Genomic DNA, 19,281 nt, shown 5'->3' with positions numbered 1-19,281 from the left:
CGCAGCGAAGTATTGGCTGCTACGGACGCGCTAGGTTCCGTCCATCGCGAATGGACGGGACGCGCCATGGACAACCGGCAGGACACCAATATCGCCTTTGAACTGGCGCTGCTGGTTGCGCTCGCAACGCTGTGGGGCGGCTCCTACACCTTCATCAAGCTCGGCGTCGCCACCATCCCGCCGATCACGCTGATCGCGGCGCGCACCACCATTGCCGGCCTGCTGCTGCTCGTCGTCATGCGGGCGCGCGGCGTCAAAATGCCGACGGACGCCGCGACCTGGCAGCGCTTCGCCTTCCAGGCCGTGCTCAACAGCGTGATCCCCTGGACGCTGATAGCCTGGGGCGAACGCCATGTCGATGCCGCGCTCGCCACCATCCTCAACTCGGCCGGACCGATCTTCACCTTCCTGCTCACGGCCATGGTCACCCGCCATGAGGCGACCACGCCGCGCAAGCTCCTCGGCGTGGTCGCCGGCATGGCCGGCATCTTGCTGATCGTCGGCGTCGACGCGTTCCATGACGTTGGCGGCGGGCTTGTGGCGGAGGCTGCGATCGTCGCCGCCACCATCTGCTATGCCTGTGCCGCGATCTTCGGGCGTGGCTTCAAGGGGCTCGATCCGATGGCGCCGGCCGCCGGGTCGCTGCTTGCGGGGGCGGCGGTCCTGATCCCGGCTTCGCTCCTGTTCGAACAGCCCTGGACGCTGTCACCCTCGCTGAGCTCGATCCTGGCGCTGCTCGCGCTGGCCGTGTTCTCGACCGCTGCGGCATTCGCGATCTATTTCCGCCTGATCCAGACCCTCGGCTCGGTCGGCACCACCGCGCAGGCCTATCTCCGCGTGCCCATCGGGGTCGCCATCAGCGTCGCCTTCCTCGGCGAAACCTTGAGCCGGACGGCCTGGCTCGGGCTCGCCTGCGTCGTCATCGGCGTCGCCGCCATGACGATCCGACCCCGCAGGCCGGCCCGCGTCAAAACGTCATAATCCGGAACAAGCGGCGGGCCGAGGACCGCAACTTTAAGGGTTTTCCGCGGCCGAAGGCATGTTCCCCCGGGGCCGCAATACGTCGTATATTGGGCTTCCAATAGCCCGGTCCTTAAAGCACCAATGTCCGCCGAATCGACGCCGACCCCTGAGAAAAAGCGAATCTTTTCGCTCTCCATCGGCCAGCTCACGTTCGGCAGCTTCCTGCTCGTGCTGGCGGTGATCATCGTCACCTCGACCGCGAGCGTGATCGCGATCCGGCACATCGATACCACTTTCGCCGAGTTGCAGCGGCTGCAGAGCGTCGGCGACCTCGCCGAGGATATCGACCGTCGCATGAACGAGCTGCGCCTCGCCGCGCGCGACTTCGTCACCGATCCAGGCGCCGGCATCCAGTTCAAGCAGGTCGGCGAGGCGGCCTCGACGCTCAGCGACATCCTGAAGAAGACCCGTATCGAGCTTGCGCCCGAGCAGCAGGACATGATCGACGGGGTCACCGAGCGGCTTGCGACCTATCGCAGCGGCCTGGAGCGGATCTCCGCCCTGATCGACCGGCGCGCCCAGCTGCTCGCCGGGCTGCCGCCGCTGCGCGACCAGTTCGATGCGGCTGTCGCCAGCACGGCGGACCGTGAGCTTGCGTCCCGCCTGTCGGAGGCGCAGAGCCGGATCGCGCTCGGGCTGCTCGCGCGCAACCCGTCCGCGGCCGAGCAGGCGGCGGATAGCATGCGGGCGATGGACATCACCGATGCCAGTCTGAAATCGGCCGTGAACAATTACGCCGAGGCGATCATCGCAGTCGCCGTGCGGGAGCGGCAGATCGCGGACATCGATCGCGAGGTGCTGGGAACCGAGGGCCGGCTGATCGGGCGGGTCACCGAATTGCTGCGCGAGGTCAGCGCGCGGCGCGGCCACGTGCTGTCGCGCGACTTCGCGCGCACGCTGACGGAGGCAAGATGGCAGAGCATCGTGCTCGGCACGATCGGCGTGCTGATCGGGATTGCCGCCGCGATGTTCGTGGTGCGCAGGACGGTGCGTCCGCTCGCCCAGATCGCGCGATCGATTCGCGCGCTTGCCGCCGGCGAGAAGAACACCTCGATCCCGTCGGCCGACCTCGACAACGAGATCGGCGACATCGCGCGGGCGGCCGAAGTGTTCCGCCGCGCGCTGGAGGAGGCCGACACGGCGCGCGAGGCGGCGGTGCGCGCGCTCACCGAGCAGCGGCTGGCCGAAGAAAGCTACCGCAAGCTGTTCGAGGGGTCGGTCGACGGCATCTACGTGACCACGCCGGCCGGCGACCTCCTCAACGCCAATCCGGCGCTGGCGCGGATGATGGGCTATGACAGCCCGCAGCATCTCATCGACAGCATCAACGACATTGCCCATACCATCTACGTCCATCCCGAGGCGCGCGCCGAATATCAGCGCCTGATGGCGCGCGACGGCATGGTGCGCGAGTTCGAGTACCAGGTGCGCCAGCGCAGCGGCGACATCCTCTGGCTCTCCGACAGCGCGAGCGGCGTGCGGGACGAGGCGGGCAACATCGTCCGCTACGAGGGCACGCTGCGCGACATCACCGACCAGAAGCGCGCTGAAGACGCCATTGCCGAAGGGCGGCGCCTGCTCCAGCAGGTCATCGATACGGTGCCCGCGGTCATCAACGTCAAGGATCGCGACCTGCGCTATGTGCTGATGAACCGCTACATGGCCGGCATCTTTGGCATCGAGCCCGGCGACGCGCTCGGCCGCACCACCGCCGACCTGATGTCGCGCTATGGCGCGGCCAAGTCCGACGAGAGCGACAAGCGCGTGCTCAATTTCCGCAAGGGGCTCGGCTTCTACGAGGAGGAGTACAAGGATAGCTCCGGCAACATGCGGCAATGGCTGGTCAACAAGCTGCCGCTGCTCGATGCCGAGGGCGAGATCGAGCGGATCGTCACCGTTGCGCTCGACATCGGCGAGCGCAAGCGCGGCGAGCAGGAGATGCGCAAGGCCAAGGAAGCCGCCGAGACCGCGCTGCGCAATCTGCGCGAGACCCAGGCCTCGCTGATCGAGGCGGAGAAGCTCGCCGCGCTCGGGCGCCTGGTCGCCGGCGTCGCGCACGAGGTCAACAATCCCGTCGGCATCAGCCTCACGGTCGCCTCGGCGCTCGAGCGCAAGACCGCGATGTTCACCGCGGAGGTCGAACGTGGTGAGTTGCGCCGCTCCACGCTCAACGACTATCTCCACACCAGCCGCGACGCGTCCTCGCAGCTCGTGGCCAATCTCAACCGCGCCGCCGAGCTGATTCAGTCGTTCAAGCAGGTTGCGGCCGACCGCAACTATTCGGATCAGCGCAGCTTCGATCTCGCCGATCTCACCGAGCAGGTGGTGATGAGCCTGCGGCCGGGCCTGCGCAAGCACAACCTGACGCTCAACGTCGAGTGCCAGCCCAATCTGACCATGAACAGCTATCCCGGCCCGTACGGGCAGGTGCTGACCAATCTGTTCCTCAATTCCGTTGCGCATGCATTCCCGGACGGCCGGCCCGGGACCATCGACATCCAGGTGCGCGAGTCCGGCAAGGACAATGTCGAAATCATCGTCTCCGACAATGGTTGCGGCATGTCGCTCGACGTGCGCCGCCGCGCCTTCGATCCGTTCTTCACCACGCGSCGCGACCAGGGCGGCACCGGTCTCGGGCTGCACATCGTCTACAGCATCGTCACCAACCGGCTCGGCGGGCGACTCGATCTCGATTCCGAGCCGGGCAGCGGCACGCGCATCCAGATGATCCTGCCGCGCGTCGCGCCGCTGGAGCAGGCGGCGGAATAGCTAGTCGACGTCCGCAAGCTTGTGCAGGGTCGCGCCGAAAATCAGGCTGGCCTTGCCGACGAGCGCCGTGCCCGTCATCTCCGCGCGCGTGTCCGTGTAGGTGCCGCTGACGCCGATGCCGACCGGAGCAGGACCGCCGAACAGCGGATTGTCGTCGCCGCGCGGCGAGGTGTGCCGCTGTACCAGCACCTCGCCCTTGAAGGTGTTGTTGTCCTTCACGCTGTAGCTGCCGGTGTAATAGAGATAGGCGTCGCCGCCGAGGATCTTGCCGTCGCGGAAAAGAATCACGCCGCTGCCCTTGCCGGCTCGACCGTCGAGCAGCGTCACGTGAATCGAATAGAGGCCGTTCTTCATAACGTCCCGCAGGTCGGTGGCCGTCGCCCGAGGCGCACCGGTCAAGCGTTTATGCCAAAGGCCATCCCCTGGCGCAACGCGGCAGTTTGCCGGTTGGCAAGTCGGCCAGACCGTAATTTCCCGGCTTGTCTGTGACGCCGTTATGACGGTCTCATCATGAGGCGAGGCTGACCGCTGCGAATCGGAATTGGCCCGCGAAATGCATAACCATTGTTGCACTGGCCGCGGGGTGCTGGAGCAAGACGAACGTGAGCAACTGGATCGATTCCGGCGGCGATGAGCCGCGTCTGTACAGTGCGCGTCCCACGAATTGCGAAAGACAACATCGGCGAATCGGCGCCGCGACGCGCTGGCGAAGCGCGGCGAGGCTGGGCTGCGCATTAGCCCTGATTGCCCTCGCTGCCCCCTTCGGGCACGCGCGCGACCGCGGCCAGTTCGTCAACACCAATGCCGACTTGAAGGCCTGGTTCGACGGCCTGCGAAGCGGCAAGGGGCCATGCTGCTCCGATGCCGACGGGTCGGCGCTGTCGGACTCCGACTGGGACAGCAAGGACGGGCACTATCGCGTCCGCGTCCCGCGTTATGGCTATGTGATCGACGGCAAGCAGCAGGAACTCATCTGGGTCGACGTACCCGAGGAAGCCGTGATCTCGGAGCCGAACCGGGTCGGACGCACCATGGTCTGGCCGATCTACGGCTACACGGGCGTCACCATCCGCTGCTTCATGCCCGGCAGCATGACCTAAGCGCGCCGGGCGACAGTTCGCCCGGCTGACGCCCGATCCGGTCCGCGCCGCCTCAGGTATATTTCTTGTCGCGCTCGAGCAGCTCGATGGAAATGCCTTCGGGGCCGCGGATGAAGCAGATGCGGACGCCGGGCCGGATCGTGGTCGGCTCGCGCGTGAAGGTGACGCCCTTGGCCTTGATCTCGGCGGCGACGGCGTCGATGTCCTTCACCGTGAGACCGAAATGGTCGAGGCCCTGATGGGGATGCGGTGGCGGCGGGCTGACGGCGTTGTCGCCCTCCAGCGGCGCGATGAAGATCCTGGCGCCGCCGAGGTTCACGTCGATCCGTCCCGGCGCGCGCACGATCTCGCCACCGAGGATGTCCCGCAGCCAGGCCGCCGTGGCCTCCGGATCGGGGCTGCGCAGATGGACGTGATCCCAAGTGACGACGACTGGCATTTCATTTCCTCCCGACGGGGTCTTCGCGATGTTGCAGCGCATGTTAGCGAGCCCGGCCGGTGATCGCCACCGTCGTTCCCGGATTCGCATGAGCGCGGGAACCATAGTTCGTCTCCTGGATTAAAGTAAGCAGTGGCCGGGTCTGTCGTAGACTGCCCGCATCGTGTCGAACGGATGCGCAACGAAATGCCTCGGCCGCGATCGGTGACGCACCCATGACCACAGGGTTTGACCGGATCGGGTGGGGACGCTTCGCGGGGCTCAGCGAGCATCTGGCGCGGGGCGCGACGATCGCGAGCGTTTCGTTCGGCCGAAGCCTTCTGTGGCTGCTGGCAGCCCTCATCGTCGGCTGCGCCGTGTGGATGCTGATACCTCTCTCCAAAGGAAACACCGCTCAGGTCGAGCCCGTGAACGCGGCGTTGGCCGCTGTTGAGCCGGTTCCCCCGGCGGCGGCAGGGGCGCTCTCCGAAGCGCAGGCTCCGGCAGCGGCAGAACTCGATCGTCTCAGGATTTCATCTCAGACCTGGCGCCGTGGCGGCCTCGGTTCGAAGGCGCTGGTGACGTTCACCCTGCGAAACGACAATGATTATGCCATAAGGGATGTCGAGATCGTCTGCGCCTTTACGCGGCGCGATGGCAGCCATCTGACCGATCGCAGCCGGATACTGGCCGACACCGTCAGCATGAAGAGCCGCAAGACCTTTGCGCATATCCCCGTCGGCTTCATCAATATCAATGCCGATCAGGCGAAATGCTCGCTGGTTGCGGCACGACGTGCATAACGGGCTGCGCGGCCCCAGTAGCGGAAACGTGACTGTTCCGGCCCTTGGTCAAAAAACTTGATGTCGCCATTTGAACCTAACGGCTGGGCTTAGGAACCAACTATAGGATCGCCTGTTAAGGCGAGGAGCCCACGCGTGGATGCGGGGGGGAGCGCGGCCCATGCCCATCTTTCGGTATTTCGTTTTCGTCGGTGGAGCGCTGCTCGCACTGTTGTTCGCGGTGGATTTCGTTCTGCCGGCCTCTCCCGTTGCACAGGGTGTGGCGACTGCAAGCAACAGCCAGCCCCTGATCCGGATCCGCTCCGATCGCCATCTGCCCGATCGTGTCGTGATCGACACCAGTCAGCCAACCATGGCCGCGCCCGTGGTGAAGACGGCGGCTGCGACCCAGCCGCCGGTGCAGGCGGACGCGCTGGCCGAGTTGTCGGCGAAGGCAAGGGTGCGCGAGACCTTCGCGCAGTTCGCGCCGGCCGCAGCGAAGGCCGATGCGGCCTCGGTCAAGAGGGCCGACGCCAAGCCGCAGGTCCAACCCAAGCGCAAGGTCGCCAGGACGCATCCGGCGCCGCAGCAAGGCAGGCCGATGATGCTGGTGGCACAGCAGCCGCATTTCAGCCCCTTCAACATGACCTGGTGAAAGCTTCGATCTGCCTCAGCGGGGGCGGGTAGGGGCTTTTTATTGTCAAACCTGTCTGCTAATTCGAACACATCCGAACGATACGCCCGGTGATGGCTCGCCCAGCACCGACCCCCGTATTTCGGTTGTGGCCCGGCGCGGGCCGAAGCGCTCGTAGCTCAGCTGGATAGAGCATCGGATTTCGATTCCGAGGGTCGGGAGTTCGAATCTCTCCGAGCGCGCCAGTCTCGATGTTCGGCTTATGTTCCGGAAGGCTGCGAGGCGTGCGGCGGCCTGAGCGGTTGGCAGCATGGACAGCCGGCCGCGCGCCAGCGTCTCCGATGGCGGTTCATTGAACGTCGCGCGGCAAGGTCTCAAAGCCACTGAACGACATTTCGTCTAACCCGCAATCGATGCCATGGTCGAAATCATATCAATGGTGAAACGTCTGATTCCGTGAATCGCGAAACGAGCCGTAATATTGCGGTCATCATGGAATGCGGTGTGGATCTGAGACCCCGGCGGAGGTTGTCCGAAGGTCCTCGAACGAGTGGGCGTGATGCGAAGAGCCCGCGCGTCAACGCTCTCCGATCATCGGCCGGCCCAAGGCGAGATCGATGAAATGGACCCGCGTGCAGGCGGGGCAGCTGAACGCTTCGAAACTTCGGCCTTCGCGTTTCGGCTGTCTTTCCAGATGGGTTTGAACATTCATGCCCGTCTGAGGGCATCGAAAAACGATGAGATCCGCCATCGGCACAGAATGCCGGGACGGTGATTTCTTTCTTTGATCTAAATCAGATTTGGAATTGGTCTCAGCGGTCGCGAGCCGAGTGCGTTGTCTCGCAAATGGGAAAGGGGCCCGAGGGCCCCTTCAGATCTCACCAGCGGCGATAGCCGTCATAGCGTGGACCATAATAGCGCGGACCGTAATATCTCGGGCCGTAATATCGCGGCGGGCCATAATATCCCGCGCCGTAGCCGTATCCATAGGCGTAGTTCGGCCGCCACCAGCAGCGCCCCCATTCATTGCAGACCATGCGGACCTGCTCGACGTCGGAGACCTGCGGCGTCGCAGGTGCAGGCGCGATGGGCATGGCGGACGCCGCCGGCGATGCCACGATGGCACCGAACAGGGACGCGGCGACGAGGCCAATTTTGAACTTCATGATATCCTTCCTCTGCTTACGAAATGCACGATATCGAACATGTTCTGATCAAATTGTGGCGGCACCGAAATGTAATGCTGATGAACAAATCTTCAGCCAAGTCCGCCGCAGGCCTGATCCAGCTTCGCAAGACTACCTGATGTTCGCGCGCACGGCCAATGCTGCGCTTGCGCCGCGGCCACCTCGCAGGAGATCGCCACCATCCTTGATCCTGCGCAATTCGCGCGCGCGGCTTCGTCCCTAGTCTTGTCGCCGTGGGCAGTCCTCTCGAGGCATTCGAGGGAAGCATCTCTGGCGGTCGCTCCGCGTCGGTCGGAGGGCTGCGCCCGCAGATCGTTTGGAGCAGTGCAATGAACAAGATGAGAATCGACAAAGGCGACTGGCTGGTCGTGTGCGACGGCCGCAAGGCGCTCATTTTGGAGAATCTCGGCGATGAGATTTTTCCGAACCTTCACACCAGGGAGGTGCATGAGCAGCCCAACCCTGCCACCGCCGCGCAAGCGACCGACGCGCCCGGCCGGTTGCATGCTGCGGTTGGYGGTGCGCGCAGTTCGGCGGAGCAGACCGATTGGCACGACGAGGCCGAACGCGCCTTCCTGCGGAGCCTCGCTGGCCGGCTCGATACGGCCGTCAGTTCAGGCGAGACCGCAGCTTTGACCATGGTGGCCTCGCCGCGTGCACTCGGCATGATCCGCGCCGACTATACCGACGCCGTGCGCAAGGCGCTCCAGGGCGAGGTCGGCAAGGACCTCGTCAAGCTACCGGTCTACGAGATCGAGAAGCAATTGCTTCTGTCGGGTGCCCCCAGTTAGGGCTCCCGCCGGGAGCGGACGCGTCGGCGCCCCTCAGTTGCAGGGGTGCCGGCGGCCGTCCTGGCCGACGTAGGTGGACGCGCTGCGGTAGCAGCCGTTGGTCGACGGGCCGTCATAATAGGCGAAGGTGCCGGGGGTGATGCCCGGTCCGTAATTGTGCAGATAGCTGATCTGGTAGGGCAGCGGGTTGGCGTGGTTGCGGTAATGCCGGTGGTGCCGCGCCTCCGCGAGGCTGGGGGCTAGGATTGCGGCCGACAGGGCAGCAACTGCGGCAACAAGCTTCAATTTGCTCATCTCGATTCTCCGGAACCCGCGCTGAGAGGTCGGTTCGTTATAGCGATTTTGGGCGGGCTAGGCACCCAAACGGCCGGAAATCCAGGCCAATTCCGCCGATTCCCGGGCGGGTGTGACCGAAATGCCGGGGCGCCCCCGGGCCTGCCCATTTTTGGCCTTTTCGGGATGCTTAACGAATTTCCCACACAAGTATGACCAAAGAGAATTCGGTTAGATTCCTGCCGGCCCCCTGGGGGTCCTTCGAGGCCGGTCCATTCCTGCAAGGTTTTCACCGTTACTTTGCCATGCGCATCACGCTCCTGAGCCTGCTGTTGCTCTCCGTCGCGGTCGCCACACCCGCGCGGGCGGATCTGCACATCACCCGCGACCATGGTGGCTATGTCGAGGAGTATAAGGCCAAGTACAAGCGCGTCCGCGACAAGCGCGAGCGCGTCATCATCGACGGCATCTGCAACTCGGCCTGCACGCTGGTGCTCGGCATCGTGCCGATGAACAAGATCTGCGTGACGCCGCGTGCGAGCCTTGGCTTCCACCAGGCCTATTACGACAAGGCCTTCACCTTCGGCATCAAGGTCACCAGCTCGGAAGGCACGTCCGACCTGATGTCCTACTATCCCGACGCGGTGAAGGACTGGATCCGCCGCAATGGCGGGCTCACCACCGACATGAAGAAGATCAAGAACGGGGTCGAGCTCTGGAAGATCATCGACCCCTGTCCGGAAGAATGGTGAGCGGCTGAGCTGAACCGCCGCGGCGGCTGTCCGTCGCAGCGCAGCATCGCCAGGGGACGGAATTCGCCGAAATTCGCGTTGCCGCATCGCTCCTGGTCGGGCAATGAAGGCGGCAATGAACCATAATCAAGAAAACATGGCCGCACGGGCGGCGCCGATCCTGTTCGTCGTGCTCTGGAGCACCGGATTCATCGGCACCAAATACGTCATCAACAACGCCGATCCCTTGACCTACCTCGCCATCCGCATGGCGATCGTGGTCGGTCTGATGGCGATGATCGTCGCGATTGCGCGGCCGAAATGGCCTGATGGTGTCGGCATCGCGCACAGCGCGGTGGCCGGCATCCTTGTCCATGGCTTCTATCTCGGCGGCACCGCGATCGCGATCGCGCATTCGATTCCGGCCGGGCTCTCCGCGCTCATTCCGGGCCTCCAGCCGATCCTGACTTCGACCATTGCGAACCGCTGGCTCGGCGACAAGGTGACGCCGGTGCAATGGGCCGGGCTCGTGCTCGGCCTCGGCGGCGTGGTGCTGATCCTGCACAACCGCCCCATGACCGGCGAAGCCGGGTTCGGCTGGCTCGCCTCGGTGGTCTCGCTGATCAGCATCACGCTCGGCACGCTCTATCAGCGGCGCTACTGCAACCACATCGACTGGCGCGCCGGCAATCTCGTGCAATATGTCGCCTCACGATCTTCTTCGCGGTCGGTGCCTTCCTGTTCGAAGACCGTGTGGTGCACTGGACGCGCGAGTTCGTGCTCGGGCTTGCCTGGCTCGCCGTCGCGCTCTCGATCGGATCGATCGGGCTGCTGTACTGGCTGATCCGCCATGCCGCGGCGACCTCGGTCGCGAGCCTGTTCTACCTGGTGCCCGCCGTCACGGCGCTGATGGCCTATGTGTTGTTCGACGAAAAGCTCGACGCGCTCGCGATCGCCGGCATGGCGATGTGCGCGGCCGCGGTGTTCGTGGTCAACCGGCGCTCCTAGGCCGGTAGGCCATGCCGCCGCAATACATCCCTGACGTGCGGCGCCGCTCATGCTAGGCTGCGCGCATTTCAGCTTCCCTTTGGCCACGGTGATTTCCATGAAAAAGGCGAGACGCGCACTGCTCGGCAGGTCCCTGAAGCCTGTCCGCATCGCATGCATCAACTACGCGGAAGAGCTGATGAGCGACCGGATGATGGGGAGGCTCACCGCCGCGCTCCAGAAATGCTACGACGAGCATTTCCTGCCGGTCTGGGGCTATCCCATCGACCTCGACGTCACCCAAAAGCCAAAGCCGACGGACTGGCAGTTGCTCTATTTTGACGACGCCACCCACAAGAACTTCCTCGGGCGGCACGAGCTGACGCATCGCGGCCAGCCGATCTCAAAGATCTTTCTGAAGGCGCTCGGCGAGGACGATCCAGTCAGCCTGGCGGCATCACACGAACTGTTCGAGATGGTTCTCGATCCGATGGCCAATCTGTGGGCCGACAAGACCCGGCACACCCAATATGCCTACGAGGTCTGCGACGCCGTGGAGGAGGAGTCTTTTCTCGTCAACGGCTTTCCGATGTCGAACTTCGTCTATCCGTCCTGGTTCGAGCCGTTCGAGCATCCTCGCGGCACCAAATTCGACCATATGGGATCGCTGAAGGCGCCGTTCTCGATGACGGAAGGCGGCTACGTCATCAAGAAGGTCAACGGCAGGAGGGTGATCAAGCAGTTTGGCTCACCAGAGAAGCGGAGGCGATTCGCCAAGGAGGACCGCCGCGGCCATCGCAGCGAATTTCGCGATCCGCAAGGCGAGCATCACCCGGGCCGGCGCGCAGCCAAGCGGCGAGGGTAGGGCACTTCACCGCAAAGCCTCCGGGTGCGCCGCACCCGGAGGCTCGCTCTGAGCTATCCTTGGGCTGCGATCAGCGCTTGGCCTTCTTGGCCTTTTTCTTCTTCTTGGCGGCTTTCTTGGGAGCTTTCTTTGCAGTCTTCTTGGCTGCCTTCTTCGCGGTCTTCTTGGCCGCTTTCTTCGACGACTTCTTGGCAGCTTTCTTCGTTGCCTTCTTGGCCTTCTTGGCGGCCTTCTTCGGCGCTACCTTCTTCGCGACCTTCTTGGCGGCTTTCTTGACCTTCTTGACGGCAGGGACTGCGGTGTCCTTGGGCGCTTCCACGGCGGTGGTGATCGGCTCCATCGCCTGCTCGGTTACGGGTTTATCGTCGTCCATATTGTCCCCCACGGTTTGAACGGAACGATGACGATAGCGGGATTCCAAATTGTGTCAAAGCAACGCTCAATCTTTGCGGATCTTTGCGTAGGCAGCCAACGCGCGCTCGCGCCCTTTGGCGTGGTCGACGATCGGCTGCGGGTAGGTTTCACCGAGCGTGACGCCCGCGCTCGCGAGCTCGATCGGCATTGCCCGCCAGGGCTGGTGGATCAGCTTTGGCGGCAGCGCTCGCAGTTCCGGCACCCAGCGGCGGACGTAGGTTCCATCCGGGTCGAACGTCTCGCCCTGGAGCACCGGATTGAAAATGCGAAAGTAGGGCGCGGCGTCGGCGCCGCAGCCGGCGACCCACTGCCAGTTGGCGGGATTGCTGCCGGCGTCCGCATCGACCAGCGTGTCCCAGAACCAGCTCTCGCCATCGCGCCAGTCGATCAGGAGGTGCTTGACCAGGAAGGAGGCGACCACCATCCGCACCCGGTTGTGCATCACGCCGGTGTGCCAGAGCTCGCGCAGGCCAGCATCGACGATGGGGTAGCCGGTGCGCCCGCGCCGCCAGGCGGCGCGCGCCTTGGCGTCGGGCTTCCAGGGGAAGCCGTCGAAATTGGCTTGCAGGTTTTCGGTGGCGAGGTCGGGGTGGTCGTGGAGGAGATGGCGGCAGAATTCGCGCCAGCCGAGCTCGCTCAGGAATTTTTCGATGCCGGGCCCGAGCGCGGGGTTCTCGGCCGCCGCGAAGCGCGCGGCATGCCAGACCTGACGCGGGCTGAGCTCGCCGAACCGCAAGTGCGGCGACAGGCCTGACGTGCCCAGCCGGTCCGGGCGGTCGCGGTCGCCGGCATAGCCGCGCGCGGTGTGCTTGAGGAAGTCGCGCAGGCGCGCGCGGGCGGAGGCCTCACCCGGCGTCCAGCTCTCGCGCAGGCCGCCGGCCCAGTCGGGCTTGCTCGGCTCGAGGTGCCAATGCTCCAGCGCGTCGCTGGCGACCTTGGGGCCGGGGCGTAGCGCTTTCGGTGCAGGTAGCGGTTTGGGCGGATCGCCGAGCGCCAGCACCCGCCGCCAGAACGGCGTGAACACGCGCAGGCCGCGGCCCTCCTTGTTGCGGATCGCTGAAGGCGGGACCAAGAGGTCTCCCGGGAAGCTTTGCGAGTCGACACCGAGCTTTGCCAGCGCTGCTGTGAGCTGTTTCTCGACTGCCTGATGCGGCGCCTGCGCGATCCCGTTCCAGTAGACCGCGCCGGCGCGGCTCTCGCGCGCCACCTCGGGGATCACCCTGGCCGCCGGTCCCTTGCGCAGGATCAGCGATCCCCCGCGCGCGGCGATCTCGGCGCCGAGCGCGCGCAGTGACTGCGCCAGCCACCAGCGCGCCGCGCCGCCCGGTGCGCGTCCGGCCGTCTCGTCCAGCGCATAGAGGCAGATCACCGGCGCGCCGGTCTTCGCAGCGGCATGAAGGGCAGGATGATCGGACAGGCGGAGGTCGTCGCGGAACCAGACGATGATGGGCGGCGCGCTTGGCGTGGTCAGGGATGTCCTCGTTTACATTTTGGAAACCATGCCGCGTCCAATGGTGTGAACCGTCGTTAATGCGACCGTAAGCCGATTGCACGTATATGCAGGAATTACGGGGGTAGTTCCATTCATGTCCAATCTTTCGACGGCGAAGTTCCTGCCGCAATTCAAACTTGGCACCAAGGCCGTCCTGTGCGCCGTGCTGCTGATCGCGATGAACACGGCGCTGGTGGTCGGCGCGGGCTATTGGTCGCTGACCTCCGCCTTCAACGAGCGCGCGCTGCGCGACATCGAGGCCAATCTGCGCACGCTGGCCCTGGCTTTTGCCGAGATCGTTCCTGACGCCAGGATCACGATGAGGGATGGCGCGGTGGTGCGCGCCGAGATCCCCAAGATGCCGGATTTTAGGGATCACGCCATCGTCGATCGCGCGGTGTCCTATGTCGGCGGCAACGCCACCCTGTTCGTGTTCGACGATGCGAGCGGGCAGTTCGTCCGCCGCTCGACCAACGTGAAGAAGGAGAATGGCGACCGCGCCGTCGGCACCCAGCTTGCCGCGGACCATCCGGCGCAGGCCCAGCTGCGCCGTGGCGAGGCCTACAAGGGTCCGGCCATGCTGTTCGGCAAGTCCTTCATGACGGCCTATTTCCCGGTCGCGGATGCAACCGGCAAGGTCGCCGGCATCCTCTATGTCGGTATCCCGATGGCGCAGTTCGAGAGCATGCTGGCGCAGGCCATCGAGAGCATGGCCATCGCGGCCGGCATCGCCGCGCTGCTGGTCCTGGTCCTCACCCTGCTGGTCGTCCGCCGCGTCACCCGGCCGCTGACCTCGGTCACGCGCTCGCTGACGGCGCTCGCCGACGGCCAGAGCGACGTCGCGATCGACTGCGAGGACCGCGCCGACGAGATCGGCGAGATCGCCCGCACGGTCGCCGTGTTCAAGAGCAATTCGCTGGAGCGGGCGCGCCTGCGCAGCGAGCAGGCGGCGGCGTCGGCTGCCGCGGCGGAGCAGCGCAAATCCGAGCTGCGCAATTTCGTCGAGGAGTTCCGCGGCAGCGTCGGCGGCATCCTCGACAAGGTCCTGAGCTCCTCCGGCGAATTCGAGCGCGTGGCGCGGCAACTCACCGACACCGCACGCTCCACCGCCGATCTGTCGGCCCAGTCGGCCGGGGCTTCCGAGACCGCCTCCGAGCATGTGCGCTCGGCGGCTTCGGCCTCCGACGAGCTGTCCCAATCGATCTCCGAGATCACCCGCAGGGTTCAGGAGTCCAACCAAATCTCCGCCGAGGCGGTGCGACAGGCCGAGGCCACCGATCAGCGCATCGCGCAGCTCTCCGAGGCGGGCTCGCGCATCGGCGACGTCGTCAAGCTGATCACCTCGATCGCCGAGCAGACCAATCTGCTGGCGCTGAATGCCACCATCGAGGCCGCGCGCGCCGGCGACGCAGGCCGCGGCTTCGCGGTCGTCGCCCAGGAGGTCAAGACGCTCGCCGGCCAGACCGCCAAGGCGACCGACGAGATCTCGAACCAGATCGCCAGCATGCAGCTTGCGACCGAGGAGTCGGTCACCGCCATCAGGGCGATCAGCCAGACCATCGAGCGCATCAGCGGCATCGCCGGCTCGATCTCGGCCGCGGTCGAGCAGCAGAGGAGCGCCACCCACAACATCGCGGCCAGCGTTCGTGCGGCGGCCTCCGGCACCGCCGACGTCGCGGTCAATGTCCGCCATGCCGCCAAGGGCGCCAGCGAGACCGGCGAGACCTCCAGCCGGATGTTCGCCTCCGCCCAGGCGCTGTCGGGTGAGAGCGTGCATCTGAAGGCCGAGGTCGACAGCTTCCTCGACCGCGTGCGCACGGCGTAGTCCAACGTAGTCATCCCGGGATGGTCCGAAGGACCAGACCTCAGGTGCGCAATTGCGCACCGGGGGATCTCGAGATTCCGGGTTCGATGCTGACGCATCGCCCCGGGATGACTTTTTGCGATCGCTTGGCGCGACCGCCAAAAGTCACTTCGGCTGCGGCACGATCCGGATGTAGGGCTTCGGCTCCTTCCAGCCCTGCGGGTAGATCGTCTTGGCCTCGTCGTTGGAGACCGAGCCGGCGATGATGACGTCCTCGCCCTGTGACCAGTCGGCCGGCGTCGCGACGCGATGCTTGGCGGTGAGCTGGAGCGAATCGATGACGCGCAGGATTTCCTGGAAGTTCCGCCCCGTCGTCATCGGATAGACCAGCACCAGCTTGATCTTCTTGTCCGGCCCGATGATGAAGACGTTGCGAACGGTCTGGTTGTCGGCCGGCGTGCGGGTGAGGGGATCGCCCGATGTGGAGGCCGGCAGCATCTCGTAGAGCTTCGAGACGTTGAAGTCGGTGTCGCCGATCATCGGATAGTTCGGCGCGGCGCCCTGGGTCTCCTTGATGTCCTCCGACCATTTGGAATGGCGGTCGACCGGATCGACCGAGAGGCCCATCAGCTTGACGCCGCGCTTGTCGAATTCCGGCTTCAGCTTGGCCAGCGCGCCGAGCTCGGTCGTACAAACCGGCGTGAAGTCCTTCGGGTGGGAGAACAAAAGCGCCCAGCTGCTGCCGATCCAATCGTGGAACTTGATCTTCCCTTCGGTGGTCTCGGCTTCGAAGTCGGGGGCGGTGGTGCCGATCGGGAGTGTCATGGTTCTACCTCATCATATTGAATTTACTTGAGAATTCAGTTCGGCCGTCATTGTCAGTATAGGGTCTTGGCGATCTCAAGTGAACCGCTTCAAGTAAAATGTGAATTCCTTCCATGAAGGGCCGATTTTCTAGCACCTTTCTGTTAGAGGGGCCCCTGCGGCGAAACATCTCCACCGGAGCCGCACGGTCTCGATTGCCCCGATAAAGCCTTTTATGACCCGCATCACGCTGGCCCGACGTTTGATGGAACCGAAACGGTCCTGACAGCGACCAATTGGCAACCATCGAGAAAAGTCGCGATCCCCGTATCGAATCATTAACCACCCCTTTACGTCCGCATGAAAATGCTGGTCGATCAGAAGAAATCTGGAAGTGAACTATGTCTGCCGCAGTGCCGAAGTCCGTTGAGTCGCCGTCCCTCGAACCGTCCTGCCGCGATACCGCGGCCCATGCGCTGACCATCGTGCGCGACGGCGTGATCACGGGCGAAGGCCCGACCACCAAGGGCCGGGTGCACTTTTCCCGCTCGCTCGATGCCGATGACACCGCCTGGTGCGCCCGCATCCTGACCGCCACAGCCGTCAACGACCAGCCGGTCAGCCGCGCCGAAGCCGAAGCGCTGTTCGAGATCAACGAAGCCGCGACCGAGCGTAGCGATGGCGGCCGGTTCGACGACCTGCTCGCCAAGGCCGTCGCCCACTACGCGGCCAGCGCCTCGGGCGTGAAGGTGCCGCCGCGCAGCGTCGCGCTGTCGGCGGAGTCCGACATCGAGAGCTGGGCGCCGTCCTATGCTTCGAAGGTCAACAGCGAGATGCTGGAGTGGATCGCCGGCCAGATGCGCGGCAAGCGCCAGACCAACCGCCGCCTGATGGCGATGGTGGCGACCTTCCTGGGCGCCACCGCGCTGCCTCTGGCGGGCCAATTGCCGAACGTGTTCGACATCGGCATGTAGGAATTAGAGATTGTCGCGCCCCTTGCGGGGCGCGAGCGAAGCGGCGGGGTTATTTCCCCGCCGTTTTTTGTTTGCCGGCGTCCGGCTCGAGCCCGAGCGTGCGGCCCGGGAAGCCGGCGGCGTCGAAATAGCGCTGGCTGCCGACGCGCTGCGTGTTGAGCACGGTCTGCAGGCCGTTCTCGGACATCTTCGACTTCTCCACGCCCTTGTATGCCTTCGGCACGATGCCGTTGGGCAAGGCCTCCGACATCACCCGGCCGACCAGGCCGCCGTTCTGCGCGCCGCGCAAGCCCATGAGCTGGGCGGCCGTCATGCCGACGTCGGCGTTGCTGACCGGCAGCTCGTCGACGAAGCCGGCTTTGAAGTCCGGTCCGATCGCGGCCATGAAGTTCATGGTGTCGCCGCGGCTGAAGCTGCCATGCATGCCCTGGCCCTGGCGCAGCACGGTGTCGGCCACTTGCACCGAGCAGTTGGTCGGCGCCTCGCCGCACTCGCTGGCATAGGAGCGGAAGTTGACGACGATCGCCGGCGTCGGCGTTGCCGCCTTGCCGCGCAAATTGATGCTCGACAGCGGCAGGGTGCCGGGGAAGCGGCCGAGGCGGTCGTCGACGAACAGGCCGGAGACATAGTCCTGCTCGAGCAGGGCCTTGATAGTCCTGGCCGCTAGCTTCTTGTCGTTGTTGGGCAGATAGACCAGGTCCGAGCCGCCATTGGTGGCGACGACGAGGTCGGGCTTCTCCGGATCCTTGCCGAGCACGCCGTTGCCGGCCTTGGGATGCTTGTTGCCTTCGACCTTCGCATTCTTGTCGTTGGGGTCGAACAGCGGCAGGTCGAGCGCCTTGGCGAGGTCGAGCGCGAGGAATCCCATCGGGAGGAAGTCCTTCGGCGTGTCGTCATAGCTGACCTTGGCCGAGGGGCTGGTCTTGCTTTCCTTGGAGATGGTCGAGAAGCCGTGGTCGGCTGAAACGATGATATTGGTCGAGGCGGCCAGGCCGAGCTCGTCGAGCGCCTTGCGGAGCTGGGCGAGGTTGGTGTCGGCGTTCTTGATGCCGGCCATCGAGGTCGGCCCGTTGATGCCGGGCATGATCTGGTTGAGGCTGTCGCCGGTGTTGTGCTGGCTGCCGTCCGGGTCGCGCGACCAGAACACCAGCACGAATGGCTTGTTGCGGGCCTTGAACATCGGCAGCACCACCTTGGCGGCGACGTCGGCGAAATAGGCCTGCTGCGCGACGTTGGCGACCGTGGTGCCCGGCGTCTTGGCGTCGCCCGCCTTGCTGTTGTCGCCGCGCGGCGGCGTGGCGATGGGGAGCCCGGCCTTGGTCAGCGCATCCTTCACCTCGTCCGACAGCGCCACGCCGTTCTTGCCGCCCGTGGAGTCGTCGAACACGACCGAATGCAGGCCGGGCTTTTCGGGTTTGTCGGTGTGGTCGAACTGGTAGGTCGGGCCGACCTTGCCGATGGCGGCCGTGCTGAGGCCCTTGTCGCGGGCCATCTTCAAAATCGTCTCTTCGTTGAGATAGTCGCCCTTGAAATGCTCGTCGATGTCGCCGAGCACGGCGTCGTTCTYGATGAAGGGGACCACGGTGTCGCCTGCGGGGACGGAGGTGTAGTTGGTCCAGATCGTGTTGGAGAACACCCCGGTGTCGCCGAGATAATGGCCGGTCGACATTGCCGAGCCGTTGGCCATGGTGAAGGTCGGGAACAGCGAATGCGGGTTCTTGAAATTGACGCCCTTGTCGCGGACCTCGGCCATCGCCGGCGCCGTCTCGGGCGTGACCTTCAGCGCACGCAGCCCGTCAGGGATGAAGAGGATCAGGTTACGGGGCGTGTTGTTCTGGGCGGAGGCAAGTCCGGTGGACAGGACTGTCAGTCCGGCGGACAGCAACACCAGTGAACGGCGCATCAAATCTCTCCCTGCCTGCGGTGAGGCGGCTCGGCGGCCGACCGCGGCCCCCCGCCATCGTTTAGTTTTGCTGCATGACAGTTTTGTTACAAGAGCGGCCGGCTATGCAAGAGGCACAGACAGGGAAGGTGATCTTGCGGCCCCGGTCTCGTCACCGCGCCCATGGCGAAGCGATCCAGAAGCGCTCCGTGACGGCAGTCTTGGCGGCCGCCTGGCCGAAATTAATCGTCGAAAGCAAATGTCCAAATTCTAATCGCTAAAAAATATCCGGCTATCGATGCCTGCCCCTGGCGCTGGGAGAACCGGCCGTCATTCCGGCGCGGTCAGCAC

The 19,281-nt window shown here is 64.9% G+C and carries 18 protein-coding genes, 1 tRNA gene and 1 pseudogene; 12 read left to right on the top strand and 8 right to left on the bottom strand.

The window, feature by feature from the left end:
* Positions 1 to 66: 66 nt before the first annotated feature.
* Positions 67 to 981 carry a DMT family transporter gene (locus ACXJMY_RS04430; protein WP_456618115.1) on the top strand — a complete coding sequence of 305 codons (915 nt, stop codon included), beginning with the start codon at positions 67 to 69 and terminating at the stop codon, positions 979 to 981.
* A gap of 123 nt (positions 982 to 1,104) precedes the next feature.
* Positions 1,105 to 3,792: a PAS domain S-box protein gene (locus ACXJMY_RS04425; RefSeq protein WP_456618114.1), complete on the top strand. Its 2,688-nt coding sequence runs from the start codon at positions 1,105 to 1,107 to the stop codon at positions 3,790 to 3,792.
* Here ACXJMY_RS04425 and ACXJMY_RS04420 read toward each other — a convergent pair whose 3' ends face one another.
* The gene (locus ACXJMY_RS04420) at positions 3,793 to 4,146 is read right to left on the bottom strand and encodes a GrlR family regulatory protein (protein ID WP_456618344.1); all 354 of its coding nucleotides are present in this window, start codon (positions 4,144 to 4,146) and stop codon (positions 3,793 to 3,795) included.
* 248 nt (positions 4,147 to 4,394) lie between these two features.
* On the opposite strand from ACXJMY_RS04420, the gene ACXJMY_RS04415 reads away from it, so the two are divergent.
* On the top strand, positions 4,395 to 4,892 hold the full coding sequence (locus ACXJMY_RS04415) for a hypothetical protein (RefSeq protein WP_456618113.1): 498 nt from the start codon (positions 4,395 to 4,397) through the stop codon (positions 4,890 to 4,892).
* 52 nt (positions 4,893 to 4,944) lie between these two features.
* Here the strand turns inward: ACXJMY_RS04415 and ACXJMY_RS04410 are convergent, their stop codons facing one another.
* A complete protein-coding gene (locus tag ACXJMY_RS04410) occupies positions 4,945 to 5,331 on the bottom strand; it encodes a VOC family protein (RefSeq protein ID WP_456618112.1) in 387 nt (128 codons plus the stop codon).
* Positions 5,332 to 5,546: 215 nt separating this feature from the next.
* Here ACXJMY_RS04410 and ACXJMY_RS04405 point away from each other — a divergent pair, with 215 nt between their 5' ends.
* The 3 genes from ACXJMY_RS04405 (at position 5,547) to ACXJMY_RS04395 (ending at position 6,971) form a co-directional block, all read left to right on the top strand.
* Positions 5,547 to 6,113, top strand: coding sequence for a hypothetical protein (locus ACXJMY_RS04405; protein ID WP_456618111.1), 567 nt, complete (start codon positions 5,547 to 5,549; stop codon positions 6,111 to 6,113).
* Between the two features lie 160 nt (positions 6,114 to 6,273).
* Positions 6,274 to 6,747: a hypothetical protein gene (locus ACXJMY_RS04400; protein ID WP_456618110.1), complete on the top strand. Its 474-nt coding sequence runs from the start codon at positions 6,274 to 6,276 to the stop codon at positions 6,745 to 6,747.
* A gap of 147 nt (positions 6,748 to 6,894) precedes the next feature.
* A tRNA-Arg gene (locus ACXJMY_RS04395) sits at positions 6,895 to 6,971 on the top strand.
* A gap of 633 nt (positions 6,972 to 7,604) precedes the next feature.
* Here ACXJMY_RS04395 and ACXJMY_RS04390 read toward each other — a convergent pair.
* Entirely contained in the window at positions 7,605 to 7,892 is a 288-nt protein-coding gene (locus ACXJMY_RS04390) for a hypothetical protein (protein WP_456618109.1), read from the bottom strand.
* Between the two features lie 350 nt (positions 7,893 to 8,242).
* On the opposite strand from ACXJMY_RS04390, the gene ACXJMY_RS04385 reads away from it, so the two are divergent.
* Positions 8,243 to 8,704 (top strand): host attachment protein, encoded by a 462-nt coding sequence (locus ACXJMY_RS04385; protein ID WP_456618108.1) that lies wholly within the window; start codon positions 8,243 to 8,245, stop codon positions 8,702 to 8,704.
* Positions 8,705 to 8,737: 33 nt separating this feature from the next.
* On the opposite strand, the gene ACXJMY_RS04380 is transcribed toward ACXJMY_RS04385, so the two are convergent.
* The gene (locus ACXJMY_RS04380) at positions 8,738 to 8,998 is read right to left on the bottom strand and encodes a hypothetical protein (protein ID WP_456618107.1); all 261 of its coding nucleotides are present in this window, start codon (positions 8,996 to 8,998) and stop codon (positions 8,738 to 8,740) included.
* Positions 8,999 to 9,282: 284 nt separating this feature from the next.
* On the opposite strand from ACXJMY_RS04380, the gene ACXJMY_RS04375 reads away from it, so the two are divergent.
* From ACXJMY_RS04375 to ACXJMY_RS04365, 3 genes and pseudogenes are all read left to right on the top strand, one after another.
* The gene (locus tag ACXJMY_RS04375) at positions 9,283 to 9,729 is read left to right on the top strand and encodes a hypothetical protein (RefSeq protein WP_456618106.1); all 447 of its coding nucleotides are present in this window, start codon (positions 9,283 to 9,285) and stop codon (positions 9,727 to 9,729) included.
* A gap of 115 nt (positions 9,730 to 9,844) precedes the next feature.
* Positions 9,845 to 10,716 (top strand): annotated as a pseudogene (locus ACXJMY_RS04370) (DMT family transporter).
* Between the two features lie 97 nt (positions 10,717 to 10,813).
* A complete protein-coding gene (locus ACXJMY_RS04365) occupies positions 10,814 to 11,560 on the top strand; it encodes a hypothetical protein (protein WP_456618105.1) in 747 nt (248 codons plus the stop codon).
* Positions 11,561 to 11,630: 70 nt separating this feature from the next.
* On the opposite strand, the gene ACXJMY_RS04360 is transcribed toward ACXJMY_RS04365, so the two are convergent.
* Positions 11,631 to 11,933, bottom strand: coding sequence for a histone (locus tag ACXJMY_RS04360; RefSeq protein ID WP_456618343.1), 303 nt, complete (start codon positions 11,931 to 11,933; stop codon positions 11,631 to 11,633).
* Between the two features lie 66 nt (positions 11,934 to 11,999).
* Entirely contained in the window at positions 12,000 to 13,391 is a 1,392-nt protein-coding gene (locus ACXJMY_RS04355) for a cryptochrome/photolyase family protein (RefSeq protein WP_456618342.1), read from the bottom strand.
* A 169-nt stretch (positions 13,392 to 13,560) separates the two neighbouring features.
* Here ACXJMY_RS04355 and ACXJMY_RS04350 point away from each other — a divergent pair, with 169 nt between their 5' ends.
* Positions 13,561 to 15,291, top strand: a complete 1,731-nt coding sequence (locus tag ACXJMY_RS04350) for a methyl-accepting chemotaxis protein (RefSeq protein WP_456618104.1) — start codon at positions 13,561 to 13,563, stop codon at positions 15,289 to 15,291.
* Between the two features lie 144 nt (positions 15,292 to 15,435).
* Here ACXJMY_RS04350 and ACXJMY_RS04345 read toward each other — a convergent pair whose 3' ends face one another.
* Positions 15,436 to 16,095, bottom strand: a complete 660-nt coding sequence (locus ACXJMY_RS04345; protein WP_456618103.1) for a peroxiredoxin — start codon at positions 16,093 to 16,095, stop codon at positions 15,436 to 15,438.
* Between the two features lie 380 nt (positions 16,096 to 16,475).
* On the opposite strand from ACXJMY_RS04345, the gene ACXJMY_RS04340 reads away from it, so the two are divergent.
* Positions 16,476 to 17,048 (top strand): hypothetical protein, encoded by a 573-nt coding sequence (locus ACXJMY_RS04340; RefSeq protein ID WP_456618102.1) that lies wholly within the window; start codon positions 16,476 to 16,478, stop codon positions 17,046 to 17,048.
* A gap of 49 nt (positions 17,049 to 17,097) precedes the next feature.
* Here ACXJMY_RS04340 and ACXJMY_RS04335 read toward each other — a convergent pair whose 3' ends face one another.
* Positions 17,098 to 18,951, bottom strand: coding sequence for an alkaline phosphatase family protein (locus ACXJMY_RS04335; RefSeq protein WP_456618101.1), 1,854 nt, complete (start codon positions 18,949 to 18,951; stop codon positions 17,098 to 17,100).
* Positions 18,952 to 19,281: the final 330 nt, after the last annotated feature.

Source organism: Bradyrhizobium sp. P5_C12 (assembly GCF_054049735.1).
The sequence above is the reverse complement of the archived record's forward strand: the minus strand, read 5'-3'. Positions and strand labels throughout refer to the sequence as shown.